Raw genomic sequence first — 14,084 nt, 5'->3', positions numbered from 1 at the left:
CACTTGGTTGCAAGGGCACGGTGCCGGGAAGATTACCGATTGGCAAGCCCCGAGGCACCGCCGGCAGAGCCTTGTGGCCACGCCTTCCCCAATGCGATAGGTCGATAGCGTTAACCGGGGGGGACCGACGATGTTGTTGAAAGCCATGCTGCTGGGGTCGGTAATGCTGGGTGCAGCGGCGGGCGCGGCTGTGCCATCGCCCAAGCGTCCGCTTACCGATCCGAAGTCACTGGTTTCGGCGGCGAACCCGGCAGCGGCGGCGATACCGTTGCCAGACCTGGTCTATAGCCGGTCGATCGGGTCTTCGGCGTGGAGTGCCGATGGTCGGCAGTTAATTCTCGTAACCAATTTCACCGGGCGGCAGAATATCTGGCGGGTCGATGCGGGCGGCAGCTGGCCGGTGCAGATGACACAATCGGACGACGGCCAGGGCGACCTTGCGGTGTCTCGCGATGGCAAGCTGCTGTATTTCGGCCAGGATCGCGGCGGCAACGAGATGCACGACATATACGCCGTGCCGGGCGGCGGCGGCCCGGTGCGGAATGTGTCGAACACGGCCGAAGTCGACGAGCAGGGCATCTTGCCGGGACCGGACGCCGGGCAGCTGGCATTTGGCGCCAAGCGCAAGGGCGAGGGCCAGGTCAATCTGGCGGTGATCGATGCGGCGAGCGGCACGTCGCGGATGCTGACCGACGAGAAGGATGCGCAGCGGATATGGAGCCCGGTTGCCTGGATCGACGGCGGTAAGGCCATTATCGCCAACCGGTCGAATGTCGGCGGGACCGAGGGCGAGATCTGGCGGGTCGATGTTGCGACCGGCAAGGCGGTCAAGCTGGCGGGAACGCCGGGGAAACTGACGATTGCCAACGGTGCCAGCGGCGATGGGCGGACGATCGCCGCGACGACCAATATCGGGACGGGCCAGTGGCACGCCGGGGTCCTCGACGCGGCGACCGGCAAGTGGCGCGGGCTGCCGGAGACGCCGTGGGAGCAGGAAGCGACGGCGATGTCGCCGGACGGCACCCGGATGCTGGTGCGCGACAATGTCGATGGCCGGTCGGCGCTGTCGCTCGTCGATGTGGCCACGATGGCGGTGACGCCGGTGGGGTTGCCGGCGGGGCTGAACACGGTGCCCGCGTCGCAGCCGTTCACGCCCGATGGCAAGCGGTTGCTGGTGCTCCATGCGGGGGCGGATACGCCTTCGGAGCTGTTCGTGGCCGACTTGGCGGCGGGCACGACGGCGCCGTTGACGCGGATGGCGATGGCGAGCCTCGAGCCGGCGAATCTGGCAAAATCGCAAGTGGTGACGTTCAGGAGCTTCGACGGCACGCTGATCAGTGCGGTGGTGACGATGCCGTTCAATTTGAAGCGCGATGGCTCGAACCCGGCGATCGTGGTGCCGCATGGCGGGCCGACGGGGCAGACGCAGGACAGCTTCAGCCGGCAGAATGCGGCGCTGGCGTCGCGCGGTTATGTGGTGATCGCGCCGAATTTTCGCGGCTCGTCGGGGTATGGCGAGGCGTTCCAAAAGGCCAATTTTAAGGACCTGGGCGGCGGCGATCTGAAGGACACGCTGGCGGCAAAGGATTTCCTGGTGGCGACGGGATATGTCGACGCGAAGCGGGTTGGGATCACCGGCGGGTCGTATGGCGGGTTCATGACGCTGATGGCGATCGGGCGGGCGCCGGATGCCTTTGCGGCGGCAGTCCAGCAATACGGCATCATCAATTGGCGGACGATGTACCGCGACGAGGATGCGCTTTTGCAGGCGTATCAGCGGACGCTGCTCGGCAAGCCCGACGAGTTCAAGGGTGTGTACGAGGCGTCGTCGCCAATGACGTATCTGAAGGCGGCGAAGGCACCGCTGCTGAGCTTGCAGGGCGAGAATGATATCCGGGTGCCGCGCGGCCAGGCGCAGGAGGTTGCCGACTTGCTCAAGGCGAAGGGCAATGTGGTCGAGACGGTGTTTTATCCGGCGGAGGGGCATGGGTTTCAAAAGCGCGAGAACCAGATGGACGCGCTTGACCGGACGATCGGGTGGTTCGACAAATATCTGAAGCCGGCGAAATAATGGTCAACGGCAAAGTTCGCAGGACCTCCAACGTCGCATTGTTGATCGATGCCGACAATGCGGCGCCGTCGACGCTCGATCCGGTATTGACCGTGCTGGCCGAGCTTGGCACGGTCAATATCCGGCGGGCATACGGCAATTGGAGCAAGCCGTCGCTGAAAGGCTGGTCGGAGATTTCGCATCAATATGCGATCGAGCCGCACCAGCAGTTCGATGTCACCAAGGGCAAGAATGCCACCGACATGAAGATGACCATCGACGGCATGGACCTGCTGTTCGGTGGGCGGGTCGACGGGTTCGGGATCATGTCGAGCGACAGCGATTTCGCGCCGCTGGTGATGCGGATCCGGCAGGATGGCTTGCCGGTGTATGGGTTCGGCACGGACAAGGCGCCGGTGGCGTTTCGCCAGGCTTGCACGCGATTTATCGACGTGGCGGCGATCAAGACCGATATGGTCACGGCGCCGGTGAAGAAGCCGATCGACGAGGGGCTGATCACGCTGCTGACCGATGCGCTGGCGGCATCGAAGCGGGACGAACGCGGTTTTGCAAGCCTCTCGGAAGTCGGCAGCCTGGCGGGCAACCGATCACCTTTCGATGCGCGCAACTACGGATTTGCCCGGTTGTCCGAACTGGTGGAGGCGATACCACGCTTTGCAGTGGAACGACGCACCGGCGGCGGCGTGTATGTGAAGCGCGTGAAGTAGGGAGCGAGCATGGGCGATTTCATTCTGCGCGAGACGGTCGGCAAGGTTGCGATCCTGCGGATCAACCGGCCGGATACGCTCAACGCCGTCGGCACGCTCGAGGACTGCGACGATTTCGTACGCGCTATCGAGGCGGTCGAGGATGACAGCGGCATCAGTGCGATGATCCTGACCGGTGTCGGCCGGGCGTTTTCGGCGGGCGGCAATCTGAAGGCGATGCAGGACCGCACCGGCATCGGACCTATGGACCGGCCTGATGGCACGCGCGGCAACTACAAACGCGGCGTCCAGCGCATCACGCGGGCGATGATGGCGCTCGAGGTGCCGGCGATCGCGGCGATCAATGGCCATGCGGTCGGGCTCGGGTGCGACCTGGCGTGTTTGTGCGACATGCGGATCGCGGCGGAATCGGCGCTGTTCGCGTGCAGTTTCATCAAGGTCGGGATCGTTCCCGGCGATGGCGGGGCGTGGTCGCTGGCGCGGGTGGTGGGATATGCCACGGCGGCGGAGCTGTTCTTTACCGGCGAGCGCTTCGATGCGGCGCGGGCGAAGGAAATCGGGCTGGTGTCGCGGGTGGTGCCCGATGCGGCGTTGATGGAGACCGCGATGGAGCTTGCGCAGAAGGTTGCGGCGAACCCGGCGCGGGCGCTGCGCTTGACCAAGCGGTTGCTGCGCGAGGCGCAGACGTCGGGGATGAACGAGGTGCTCGAATTGTCGGCGGCGTTCCAGGCGCTGGCGCATGAGACGGATGACCACCGGGAGGCGGTCGACGCGTTTCTGGGCAAGCGGCCGGCGGTGTTTACAGGGACGTGAGAAGTCCGGGTAGATCTGACCCGCGGGACAGAGGCACCCACCCCCGGCCCCTCCGTTGACGCGAAGGCGTCGCCTGCGGCTGAAGAAGGGAGGGGGGAAGATTGGGGCGTCCCCTCCCGAAGAGACAAGCTTTGCCTTTGGCGTGAGTAGTTTTTTGCGCGCGCGCTTCGTTGGCTGGCTGTTATGACCGCAGCATGACGGTTCATCTATCCCATCTGCAGCGGCTCGAGGCCGAGAGCATCCATATTCTGCGCGAGACGGTCGCCGAGGCCGAGCGGCCGGTGATGCTCTATTCGATCGGCAAGGATTCAGCGGTGATGCTGCACCTGGCGCGCAAGGCGTTTTATCCGGCGCCGCCGCCGTTTCCGCTGCTCCATGTCGATACGACGTGGAAGTTTCGGGCGATGTACGCGCTGCGCGAGAAAGCCGCGAAAAATGCCGGGATGGAGCTGCTGGTGTGGCAAAATCCCGAGGCAGTGGCGGCGGGTATCAATCCGTTCGACCATGGTTCGTCGGTGCATACCGATGTGTGGAAGACGCAGGGGCTGAAGCAGGCGCTCGATCATTATGGCTTCGATGCAGCATTTGGTGGGGCGCGGCGCGACGAGGAGAAATCGCGTGCGAAAGAACGCGTTTTCAGCTTTCGCGGGGCCGGGCATCGCTGGGATCCCAAGGCGCAGCGGCCGGAATTGTGGCGGCTTTACAATACGCGGACCGGGCCTGAAGAGAGCATGCGGGTGTTCCCGATCTCGAACTGGACCGAGCTCGATATCTGGCAATATATCGATGCCGAGAGGATCGAGATTGTCGATCTGTACTTGGCGGCGAAGCGGCCTGTGGTCGAGCATGGCGGCATGTTGATCATGGTCGACGACGAACGGTTTCCGCTGCATGGCCGGGTGCCCGAAATGCGTTCTGTGCGGTTTCGTACATTGGGCTGTTACCCGCTGAGTGGTGCGGTCGAGAGCGAGGCGGCGACCTTGCCCGAGGTTATCCAGGAAATGCTGCTGACGACGACTTCGGAGCGGCAGGGGCGGGCGATCGACCATGACCAGGCCGCGAGCATGGAGAAGAAAAAAGCCGAGGGGTATTTCTAGGTGTTTGTACCCGAAGCGCTGATCGCCGAGGATATCGGTGCTTATCTGGCGGCGCACGCCGATAAATCGCTGTTGCGGGTGATCACCTGTGGGTCGGTCGATGATGGCAAGTCGACGCTGATCGGGCGGTTGCTGTACGATTCGAAGCAGATTTTCGATGACCAGCTTTCGGCGCTCGAGGCCGACAGCAAGCGCGTCGGTACGCAAGGTGCGGGGATCGATTTTGCGCTGCTGGTCGACGGGTTGGCGGCGGAGCGTGAACAGGGCATCACCATCGATGTGGCGTACCGGTTCTTTGCCACCGAGCGCGCCAAGTTCATCATCGCGGACTGTCCGGGGCACGAGCAATATACCCGCAACATGGTGACCGGTGCATCGACGGCGGATGCGGCGATCGTGCTGGTCGATGCGCGCAAGGGCGTGCTCACGCAGACGCGGCGGCATTCTTATCTGGCGAAATTGCTCGGGATTCGGCACGTCATGCTCGCGGTCAACAAGATGGATTTAATTGGGTTCGATCAAGCGGTGTTCGACACGATCGTCGGCGAATATCGGGCATTCGCCGAGGAGATCGGGCTCGAGGCGGTGGCTGCGGTGCCGATTTCGGGCCTGGGCGGGGATAACATCACCACGGCTTCGGCGAATACGCCTTGGTACGGCGGGCCGACGTTGCTCGGCTGGCTGGAGGATGTCGAGGTCGTTGCCGAGGCCGAGCAGGCGCGCAGTTTCCGGCTGCCGGTGCAGTGGGTCAATCGACCGAATCTCGATTTTCGCGGCTTTGCCGGGACAATTTCCGGGGGGAGCGTGGCGCCGGGCGATGCGGTGCGGGTGTTGCCGGGTGGGCGAACCTCGACGGTGGCGCGAGTGGTAACGGCGGATGGCGATCTCGCCCGCGCGGTGGCCGGTCAGGCGGTGACGCTGACGCTGACGGACGAGATCGATTGTTCGCGCGGCAATGTCATCGCGGCGGCGGCTGATCCGCCGCAGGTTGCCGACCAGTTCGAGACGACTTTGGTGTGGATGGCCGAGGAGGCGTTGCTGCCGGGGCGGTCGTATCTGATGAAGATCGGCACGCAGACTGTCGCGGCAACGGTGGCGGCGCCGAAATACCAGATCAATGTCAACACGATGGAGCAGATGGCGGCGAAGACGCTCGAGCTCAATGCTATCGGCGTGGCGGCGGTTACGACGGCGGCGCCGATCGTGTTCGAGGCCTATGCCGATAGCCGCGAACTGGGCGGGTTCATCCTGATCGACCGGGTGACGAACGCCACTGTGGCGGCGGGGATGGTCAATTTTGCGCTGCGGCGGTCGCAGAATATCCATCTGCAGGCTATGAGCATCGGCCGCGAGGCGATGGCGCAGTTGAAGAATCAGCAACCCAAGGTGTTGTGGCTGACCGGGCTTTCGGGCGCCGGCAAATCGACGATCGCCGATTTGGTGGCGAAGCAGTTGCACCGGATGAACCGGCATGTGTTTTTGCTCGATGGCGACAATGTCCGGCATGGGCTGAACAAGGATTTGGGCTTTACCGACGCCGACCGTATCGAGAATATCCGACGGGTCGGTGAGGTGGCGAAGTTGATGACCGATGCCGGCCTGATCGTGATCACCGCGTTCATCTCGCCCTTTCGCGCCGAGCGGGCGATGGTGCGATCGATGATGGCGCCGGGCGAGTTCGTCGAGATCCATGTCGATACGTCGCTGGCGGCAGCCGAGGCGCGCGATGTGAAGGGGCTTTATGCGAAGGCGCGGGCCGGGACATTGAAGAACTTTACCGGCATCGACAGTCCGTATGAGGCGCCCGAAGCGCCTGAAATCCGCATCGACACGTCGTTGATGAGCGCCGAGGATGCGGCGATGATGATTGTCGACAGGGTTATTGGATGAATGACGCGGCCTTGGCGCGGGAACTGGCGAATGCGGCGGGGCGGTTGCTGCTGCAGTTGCGCGACAACGAGGATCCCGATGGCAAGGCGTTGGGCGCGGAGGGCGACCGGGCAGCAAATCGCCTGATCCTCGATGCGCTGCGGCGCGAGCGGCCGGACGATGCGATCCTGTCGGAGGAGGAGACTGCCGACCCGGCGCGGCTCAAATCGCGACGGATATGGATTGTCGATCCATTGGATGGCACGCGTGAATATGGCGAACGGCGTGATGACTGGGCGGTGCATGTCGGGCTGTCGATCAACGGCGTGGCGACCGAGGGGGCGGTGGCGTTGCCGGCGATGGGGCTTTGCTTTTGTACGGAGTTTCCGCCGGTGTTGAAGGCCGAGAACCGGCCGCTGCGGATGTTGGTGAGTCGGACGCGGCCGGCGCGTGAAGCGGTGAAGATCGCCGAGGCGCTAGGGTGTGAGCTCGTGCCGATGGGAAGTGCGGGGGCGAAGGCGATGGCGGTGCTGCGCGGCGAGGCAGATATCTATCTGCATACTGGTGGCCAGTATGAGTGGGATAATTGTGCGCCGGCGGCGGTGGCGTTGGCGGCGGGGTTGCATGCCAGCCGGGTCGATGGGTCGCCGCTGGTTTATAATCGGACGGATCCGTTGTTGCCGGATTTGCTGATTTGTCATCGCGCGAGGGCGGATGAGGTTTTGGGGTTGGTTCGGGGGTTGGTTTAGCCGGTTAGGGGAGACACCCCCACCCGGGTCGCGAAGACGCGTCTCTCGCCTCCCCCGTTGACGCGAAGGCGTCGCCTACGGCTGAGGGGGAGGGCAAGGGTTATTGGTCGCTTCTTCGGGTGATGTCGGTCCAGAGGGTTTGGCCGGTTTCGAGCATCGTGGCGGCACCGAGGAGTTCGGCCCAGCGGTCGCCGCCGAATTCGCTGCGCCAGCCCATCAGGCGGCGGGTCAGGCGGTGGAGTGGGTAATCCTGGGTGAAGCCGATGGCGCCGTGGACCTGGTGGGCGAGCGCGACGCCCTTGTGGATGGCCATGTTGGTGCGCAGCTTGGCGGCCATCATCTCCATCGCCCCCTGCCCGCGGTCGAGCGCTTGTGCCGCTGCGGCGCCGGCGATGGCGGTGGCGGCGCATTCCTGGGCGAGGACGGCGAGTGATTGCTGGACGGCCTGGAGCTTGGATAGCGGCTTGCCGAACTGGATGCGGGCGTTGACGTGATCGATGGCCAGCGTCAGCGCGGCGTCGAGGGCGCCCGAGGATTGCGCGGTGCGCAGGAAGGCGCCGTAGAGGCTGTGGTCGGCGTTGCCGAGTGCGAGGCCCGACGTGGCGACATAATCGAGCCGGTCCCGAGGTTCGCCGGCCGGGCTTTGGCCGGGGGTGACGGTGGTTGGGCGCGGCAGCAGCAGCATGACCGGGTCGTCGGCGCCGGTGTCGATGGCGGCGAGGACGTGATCGGCGTCGCGGCCCCAGGGCACGGCGGCGACCCAGCCGGTGAAGCGATCGCCCTGCCACTGGCCGCCGCCGCTGCCGATCACGGTCAGGCCGGGCGGCTGGGTGATGTCGGCGCGGGCGAGCAGGTGGGCGGCGAGCATGGCCTCGCCGAGCGGGTGCGGCAGCGCGTTGGCGCCGGCGACGCGGAGGACGGCAAAGGCATCGCCCCAGTCGCCGCCGATGCCGCCGCCAGTCCCGCCAACGTCCTCGGGGACGAGGAGCAGCGGGAAGCCGGCCTCGGCGAGCCGGGCCCAGTCGGGCGTGTCGGCGAACAGCGCTTCGGCGGCTTCGGTGATCTGTTGGCGCATCTGGCTCATCGCAAACCAAGCCCCCTGGCAATGATGCCGCGCAAGATTTCGCGGGTGCCGCCGCGCAGCGAGAAGCTGGGGCTTACCTGGAGGAGGTGGGCGAGGACGCGGACCAGCGGACTCGATGCGTCGAGATCGAGATCGAGGACCGACTGGATGGCGAGCGGCAGGCGCTGTTCGAAGTCGTTGCCGAGATCCTTGACGATGGCGGCCTCGACACTCGGGTCGCCGCCGCCCGCAAGCTTGGCTGCGGTTGCCATCGACATCTGGCGCAGGGTCCAGAGCTCGGCAACGAGGCGCCCGATGACGGCGTTGAGTGCGGGATTTTCGGCGCCGGCGGCGCGGGCGGTGTCGATGAGGGTCACGAGCAACGCGTGGCTGCTGAGGTAGCGTTCGGGGCCCGAGCGTTCGAGAGCGAGTTCGGCGGTGACCTGCGGCCAGCCCTGCCCTTCTGTGCCGACCAGCGCGTAATCGGGGATGAAAACGTCGTCGAAAAAGACCTCGTTGAAGTCGTGATTGCCGACGAGATCGATGACCGGACGGATGGTGACGCCGGGGGCGCTCAGATCGATGAGGAACTGGCTGAGGCCCTGCTGGCGCTCGCTGCCGGGTTCGGAGCGCATGAGCGCGAGCATGACATGGGCGTGGTGGGCGCCGCTGGTCCAGAGTTTCTGGCCGCCCAACCGCCAGCCGCCGGCGACGCGATCGGCGCGCGAGCGGACGCTGGCGAGGTCCGATCCGGCGCCGGGTTCGGACAGCCCGATGCAGGCGAAAAGTGTGCCGGCGGCGATGCCGGGGAGGTAGCGGCGGCGCTGGGCCTCGGTGCCGTAGCGGAGCAGCAGCGGCCCGGTCTGGCGATCGGCGATCCAGTGTGCGCCGACCGAGGCGCCGGCGGCGAGAAGCTCCTCGAGGACGATGTAGCGCTCCATCGGCGGGCGGGCGTGGCCGCCGTACTGGGTGGGCCAGACCATGCCGAGATAGCCGGCGCTGCCGAGTGCGCGCGAGAATGCGGGGTCGGCGACCGACCAGCAATTGGCGCGGAGCACCGGGTCGGTTGGCGGCGGGTTGGCGGCGAGAAAGGCGCGGATGCCGGCGCGGACCTGGGCAGCGCCCTCGGGCTGGACAAACGGCGGGAGGGCAAAGGCGGTGGCCATGCCCCGGGTATGGCGGCGGTGATGGCACATGGCAACGAATGGAAAACGCAGGTGCGGCGAGAGTGCGCAGCGTGGGAGCGAATGGCGAGGATTGGGCGTTGGGATTTGTTAAGCGCGCTTGCGATGGCGTGGACGGCCCCCCACCTGTCCCTTTATTGCCATATTGGCGGCCTAGGGGCGCCTGATTAGTGATCGGATGTGTTGCGCCCGTGATGAACTATAGCTCCGGCGCCACAGGCGCTTCCGTGATGGGCGCCGCGAACGGTGCCGTGATGAACGCCGGCGCCCGAACCGCCGATCCGGCGCCGCTGGCGACACGCGAGCGCGGCTGGACCTGGTGGGTCGGCGCTGCGATCTCGGCGTCAGTGCTGGTCGCGGTCATCCTGCAGCTGCGGACGGTCGATTTCGCCGATGTGCGGGCGCTGTTGCCGACATCGCCGCTGTTCTGGCTGGTTTTCGCCGCATCGTACATGGCGGGGCCGGTGGCGGACTGGGTGATCTATCGCCGGCTGTGGCAGATCCCGGCGGCGGGCATCACCGCGTTGTTGCGCAAGCTGATCGGCAATGAACTGCTGTTTGGCTATGTCGGCGAATTGTATCTCTACACCTGGGCGCGGCGGCGGACCGAGATGACGTCCACGCCGTTCGGGGCGATCAAGGATGTCGCCATCCTGTCGGCGATGGTCGCGAACGCAGTGACTTTGGGGCTGTTGCTGCTGGCCTATCCGCTGCTCGGCGCGCTGAACCTGGGCATCGATGGCCGCACGCTGCTGATCTCGGTGGCGGTGGTGGTGGCGACCTCGAGCGTCGTCCTGCTGTTCCGCAAGAAACTGTTCAGCCTGTCGCGGCCGGACCTGCGCTTTGTCGGCGGGGTCCATTTGGTGCGGATTTTTTCGACGACCGGGCTGGCGGCGCTGTGCTGGCATCTGGCGTTGCCGCAGGTGGCGCTGCAATGGTGGCTGCTGCTGGCGGCATTGCGGATGCTGTTGTCGCGGCTGCCGCTGCTGCCCAACAAGGACCTGGTGTTTGCCGGACTGGCGGTCTTCATGATCGGCCGCGATGCCGAGATCGGGGCGTTGATGACGATGATGGCGAGCATCATCCTGGCGACGCACATGGGGCTGGGCCTGATGCTGACGGCGGCCGATGCGCAAGGGATGGCGCGGAATGCGCGGGAGCCGGCGCAGCGATGAGGGTGTCGATTGCAATGCTGGCGGCCGCGATTGCTGCTGGGCCGGCGCTGGCGAAGGATGTTCCGCCCGAGGTCGAATTCGGCATGCCGTCGCGTGATCTCGGCAAGGCCGAAGGGCGTTGCCGGCCCGGCGAGACCGGGCCGGCGTTGATGGTCACCGTCACCGGGTTGAAGGATCGGGGCGGTCTACTGCGGCTGGAGTTGTACCCCGACAACGAGGATGATTTCCTCGCGTCCGACAAGGTGCTGAAGCGCGCCGGCAAGATGTTCCACCGCGTCGAGCAGCCGGTGCCGCCATCGGGGCCGGTGGAATTGTGCATCCGCACGCCGGGGCCGGGGAATTATTCGCTGTCGGTGCTCCACGACCGCGACGCAAACCGCAAGTTCGGGCTGTCGACCGATGGCGTCGGGTTCGGCAGCAACCCCAAGCTGTCGCTGTCGAAACCCAAGGCGGCGATGGCACGGGTGGTGTCCACCGGGGGCGTCAGCGAGATCAGCGTGCGGATGAATTATCGCCGCGGGCTGTTCAGCTTCGGGCCGCTCAAAAAGCGCTGATGCACATCGTCGATATCTCGGCGCTGTACTCGCCCACCGGGGGCGGCATCCGGACCTATACGCGGCACAAGTTGCGCGCCGCGGTGCGCCTTGGGCACGAGCTGACCGTTATCGTGCCGGGCGCCGACGACAGCGTCGAGGCGTTCGGGCCAAGGGCGCGGCTGGTCAACATACCGTCGCCGCGGTTTCCGCTCGATCGCAGCTATTTCTATTTCGACAGCGACGCGGTGATCCACGACGCGCTCGATGCGTGGCGGCCCGATTTCGTCGAGGCGTCCTCGCCTTGGGGGAGTGCAACGGCGGTGGCCGAATGGCGCGGGGCGGCGCCGCGGGCGCTGATCATGCACGCCGAGCCGCTTTCGGCCTGGGCGTATCGCTGGTTTGAGGGCGTTGCCAGCCACAAGACGATCGATCGCGGCTTCGACTGGTTCTGGCGGCATTTGCGCCGGCTCGATGCGGCGTTCGACCTGGTGATCAGCGCGGCGCCGAGCCTGACCGAGCGGCTGGCGGGCGGCGGCATGCTGCGCGTCGAGACCATCCCGATGGGAGTCGAGCCGGGGATTTTCTCGCCGGCGCACCGCGATCCGGCATTGCGGGCACGGTTGCTCGAGCGCTGCGGGTTGCCCGAGGATGCGACGCTGTTGCTGGGCAGCGGGCGGTTTTCACCGGAGAAGCGCTGGCCGATGGTGATTGCGGGGGCGGAATCGGCGGGGCTGGACCGGCCGCTCGGGCTGGCGATCATCGGCGATGGCCATGCCCGGGCGTCGGTGGTGCGCGCGGCCGGCGAAAACCCGCATGTCCAGTTGCTGGCGCCGATCGGTAACCGTGCCGAATTCGCGCGGCTGATGGCGAGTGCCGACCTGCTGGTGCATGGATCGTCGGCGGAAACCTTCGGCATGGTGCAGGCGGAGGCGCGCGCTTCGGGATTGCCGATGGTGGTGCCGGATTCGGGGGCTGCTTTCGACCAGCTCGTGCCGGGCCAGGGCATGGCGTATGTGACGGGCGATGCGGCGAGTGCGGCGAGCGCGATCGGGGCGGCTATCGACGAGTTGCCCGCGCTGAGGGCCGCTTCGGCGGCGGCGGCGCCGGGGGTGCGGACAATGGATCGGCATTTCGAGGCGCTGTTCGGGGCGTATGAGGGGATTGCGGCGCGGCGGTTGCTGGTGGCCTGAGGGGCGGCGGCGGCTGGGGCCTTGGCCCCCTCAATTCGCAAGCATAGGAGATGGGCCCCGGCCTTCGCCGGGGTGACGAAATTAGATGGGGATTGGGGCCAAGGCCTCAACCGCCGGAGGCTCTGCTTTCTTGTTTTCATCGAGCAATCTATGGGGACGCCATGCGCGTTTCCGATTTTGACTTTGAATTGCCCACCGAGAACATTGCCCTGCGGCCGGTAAGTCCGCGAGATGCGGCGCGGATGCTGGAGGTTCGCGGCAGTGTGTTGGCGGATTTGGGGATGCGGGATCTGCCGGGGCGGTTGCGGGCCGGCGATGTGCTGGTGGTCAACGATACGCGGGTCATCCCGGCGCAGTTGCAGGGCGTGAAAGGCGAGGCGCGGATCGGAGTGACGTTGCACAAGCGCGAGGCGACGGATGTGTGGTGGAGCTTTGTGCGGAATGCGCGGCGGCTGCGGATCGGCGATGTGACCGAGTTCGGGGCGGGGTTGCACGGCGAGGTGCTCGAACGCGGTGACGAGGGGGCGGTGCTGTGGCGGTTTTTCAGCGACGGGGTGCTGGCCGAGGCGATGATTGCGGCGGGCGCGATGCCGTTGCCGCCGTATATTGCGTCGAAGCGGGCGACCGATGCGCGCGATGCGGAGGATTACCAGACCTTGCACGCGGCGCGGGATGGCGCGGTGGCGGCGCCGACGGCGGGGCTGCATTTCACGCCGGAATTATGGGCGGAGTTGGCGGCGGCGGGCGTCGGGCGCGAGACGGTGACGCTGCATGTGGGGGCGGGAACGTTCTTGCCGGTCAAGGTCGATGACACCGACGATCACCGGATGCATGCCGAATGGGGCAGTATCGATGCGGCGACGGCGACGCGGTTAAACGCGGCGCGGGCGGCGGGAGGCCGGGTGATCGCGGTGGGCACGACGTCGCTGCGGCTGCTTGAATCGGCGGTGTCGGGCGGCGTCATCGGGGAATTTACCGGCGACACGTCGATTTTCATCACGCCGGGGTATCGCTTCGGCGCGGTCGATGGGCTGGTGACGAACTTTCATTTGCCGAAGTCGACGCTGTTCATGCTGGTGTCGGCGCTGATGGGAGTGGAGGTCATGCGCGCTGCCTATGCGCACGCCATCGCCGACGGGTACCGGTTCTATTCTTATGGCGACGGAAGCTTGCTGCTACCCTGACGCGGCCGCGCTGGCTGGGGCGGCGGAAGCGGCCGCGCTGGCGGGGGCGGCGGAAGCGGCCGCGAGCATCTCGCCCATCATCTGGTGGACGAGCTGGATCGCTTTCAGGGGCCGGACCATGACCTTGAAGTGGGTGATCTGGCCGGCGTCGTTCCAGGTGATCATGTCGATGCCGTTGACCTTGATGCCGCGGATGACGTTCTCGAATTCGAGGATGGCGCTGTTCTGGGCGCGCCATTCGCCGGTGTAGGTGAAACCGGGTCCGCCAAGGACCTTGTCGGCGCTGGCGAGATATTTGAAGGTGATATCGCGGCCGTGCTGCGGGGTGTGGACGACGGGGCTTTCGAAGATCACGTCGGGGTGAAGCATTTCGAGCAGCACCGCGTGATCGGGGTTCCTGATATAGTCGTGCCAGCGCTGGAGCATATCGACGGTCATGCGGGGCT

General features: G+C 66.0%; 13 protein-coding genes. 10 read left to right on the top strand and 3 right to left on the bottom strand.

Annotation, left to right across the window (positions count from 1 at the left end; translation table 11 throughout):
- Positions 1–130 precede the first annotated feature (130 nt).
- From IEW98_RS00175 to IEW98_RS00150, 6 genes are all read left to right on the top strand, one after another.
- Positions 131–2,071, top strand: a complete 1,941-nt coding sequence (locus IEW98_RS00175) for a S9 family peptidase (RefSeq protein WP_188760890.1) — start codon at positions 131–133, stop codon at positions 2,069–2,071.
- On the top strand, positions 2,071–2,778 hold the full coding sequence (locus tag IEW98_RS00170) for an NYN domain-containing protein (RefSeq protein ID WP_188760889.1): 708 nt from the start codon (positions 2,071–2,073) through the stop codon (positions 2,776–2,778). Before IEW98_RS00175 ends, IEW98_RS00170 begins: the two co-directional genes overlap by 1 nt.
- Before the next feature lie 9 nt (positions 2,779–2,787).
- Positions 2,788–3,591: a crotonase/enoyl-CoA hydratase family protein gene (locus IEW98_RS00165; protein WP_188760888.1), complete on the top strand. Its 804-nt coding sequence runs from the start codon at positions 2,788–2,790 to the stop codon at positions 3,589–3,591.
- 194 nt (positions 3,592–3,785) lie between these two features.
- Entirely contained in the window at positions 3,786–4,688 is a 903-nt protein-coding gene (cysD, locus tag IEW98_RS00160; protein ID WP_188760887.1) for a sulfate adenylyltransferase subunit CysD, read from the top strand.
- A complete protein-coding gene (gene cysN, locus IEW98_RS00155; RefSeq protein ID WP_188760886.1) occupies positions 4,689–6,578 on the top strand; it encodes a sulfate adenylyltransferase subunit CysN in 1,890 nt (629 codons plus the stop codon).
- Positions 6,575–7,306, top strand: coding sequence for a 3'(2'),5'-bisphosphate nucleotidase CysQ (locus IEW98_RS00150; protein ID WP_188760885.1), 732 nt, complete (start codon positions 6,575–6,577; stop codon positions 7,304–7,306). Before cysN ends, IEW98_RS00150 begins: the two co-directional genes overlap by 4 nt.
- Before the next feature lie 100 nt (positions 7,307–7,406).
- Here IEW98_RS00150 and IEW98_RS00145 read toward each other — a convergent pair whose 3' ends face one another.
- Complete coding sequence (locus tag IEW98_RS00145; protein ID WP_188760884.1) at positions 7,407–8,390, bottom strand: acyl-CoA dehydrogenase family protein; 984 nt, start codon at positions 8,388–8,390, stop codon at positions 7,407–7,409.
- Positions 8,387–9,535: an acyl-CoA dehydrogenase family protein gene (locus IEW98_RS00140; protein WP_188760883.1), complete on the bottom strand. Its 1,149-nt coding sequence runs from the start codon at positions 9,533–9,535 to the stop codon at positions 8,387–8,389. Before IEW98_RS00140 ends, IEW98_RS00145 begins: the two co-directional genes overlap by 4 nt.
- Before the next feature lie 248 nt (positions 9,536–9,783).
- Between IEW98_RS00140 and IEW98_RS00135 the strand changes: the two genes are divergently transcribed.
- From IEW98_RS00135 to queA, 4 genes are all read left to right on the top strand, one after another.
- Positions 9,784–10,728, top strand: coding sequence for a hypothetical protein (locus IEW98_RS00135; RefSeq protein ID WP_188761405.1), 945 nt, complete (start codon positions 9,784–9,786; stop codon positions 10,726–10,728).
- Positions 10,725–11,282 carry a DUF2141 domain-containing protein gene (locus IEW98_RS00130; protein WP_188760882.1) on the top strand — a complete coding sequence of 186 codons (558 nt, stop codon included), beginning with the start codon at positions 10,725–10,727 and terminating at the stop codon, positions 11,280–11,282. Before IEW98_RS00135 ends, IEW98_RS00130 begins: the two co-directional genes overlap by 4 nt.
- A complete protein-coding gene (locus IEW98_RS00125; protein WP_188760881.1) occupies positions 11,282–12,454 on the top strand; it encodes a glycosyltransferase in 1,173 nt (390 codons plus the stop codon). Before IEW98_RS00130 ends, IEW98_RS00125 begins: the two co-directional genes overlap by 1 nt.
- 161 nt (positions 12,455–12,615) lie before the next feature.
- A complete protein-coding gene (gene queA, locus IEW98_RS00120) occupies positions 12,616–13,638 on the top strand; it encodes a tRNA preQ1(34) S-adenosylmethionine ribosyltransferase-isomerase QueA (protein WP_188760880.1) in 1,023 nt (340 codons plus the stop codon).
- On the opposite strand, the gene IEW98_RS00115 is transcribed toward queA, so the two are convergent.
- Positions 13,630–14,076 (bottom strand): nuclear transport factor 2 family protein, encoded by a 447-nt coding sequence (locus IEW98_RS00115; RefSeq protein WP_188760879.1) that lies wholly within the window; start codon positions 14,074–14,076, stop codon positions 13,630–13,632. The two genes, queA and IEW98_RS00115, sit on opposite strands and share 9 nt — an antisense overlap.
- Positions 14,077–14,084 lie beyond the last annotated feature (8 nt).

It is taken from the genome of Sandarakinorhabdus glacialis (genome assembly GCF_014643455.1).
Classification (GTDB): domain Bacteria; phylum Pseudomonadota; class Alphaproteobacteria; order Sphingomonadales; family Sphingomonadaceae; genus Sandarakinorhabdus; species Sandarakinorhabdus glacialis.
The sequence above is the reverse complement of the archived record's forward strand: the minus strand, read 5'-3'. Positions and strand labels throughout refer to the sequence as shown.

Coding starts and splice junctions, on each gene's coding strand:
- IEW98_RS00175 (WP_188760890.1), top strand. CDS start 131: ATGTTGTTGAAAGCCATGCTGCTGGGGTCGGTAATGCTGGGTGCAGCG.
- IEW98_RS00170 (WP_188760889.1), top strand. CDS start 2,071: ATGGTCAACGGCAAAGTTCGCAGGACCTCCAACGTCGCATTGTTGATC.
- IEW98_RS00165 (WP_188760888.1), top strand. CDS start 2,788: ATGGGCGATTTCATTCTGCGCGAGACGGTCGGCAAGGTTGCGATCCTG.
- cysD (WP_188760887.1), top strand. CDS start 3,786: ATGACGGTTCATCTATCCCATCTGCAGCGGCTCGAGGCCGAGAGCATC.
- IEW98_RS00150 (WP_188760885.1), top strand. CDS start 6,575: ATGAATGACGCGGCCTTGGCGCGGGAACTGGCGAATGCGGCGGGGCGG.
- IEW98_RS00145 (WP_188760884.1), bottom strand. CDS start 8,390: ATGAGCCAGATGCGCCAACAGATCACCGAAGCCGCCGAAGCGCTGTTC.
- IEW98_RS00140 (WP_188760883.1), bottom strand. CDS start 9,535: ATGGCCACCGCCTTTGCCCTCCCGCCGTTTGTCCAGCCCGAGGGCGCT.
- IEW98_RS00135 (WP_188761405.1), top strand. CDS start 9,784: ATGGGCGCCGCGAACGGTGCCGTGATGAACGCCGGCGCCCGAACCGCC.
- IEW98_RS00130 (WP_188760882.1), top strand. CDS start 10,725: ATGAGGGTGTCGATTGCAATGCTGGCGGCCGCGATTGCTGCTGGGCCG.
- IEW98_RS00125 (WP_188760881.1), top strand. CDS start 11,282: ATGCACATCGTCGATATCTCGGCGCTGTACTCGCCCACCGGGGGCGGC.
- queA (WP_188760880.1), top strand. CDS start 12,616: ATGCGCGTTTCCGATTTTGACTTTGAATTGCCCACCGAGAACATTGCC.
- IEW98_RS00115 (WP_188760879.1), bottom strand. CDS start 14,076: ATGACCGTCGATATGCTCCAGCGCTGGCACGACTATATCAGGAACCCC.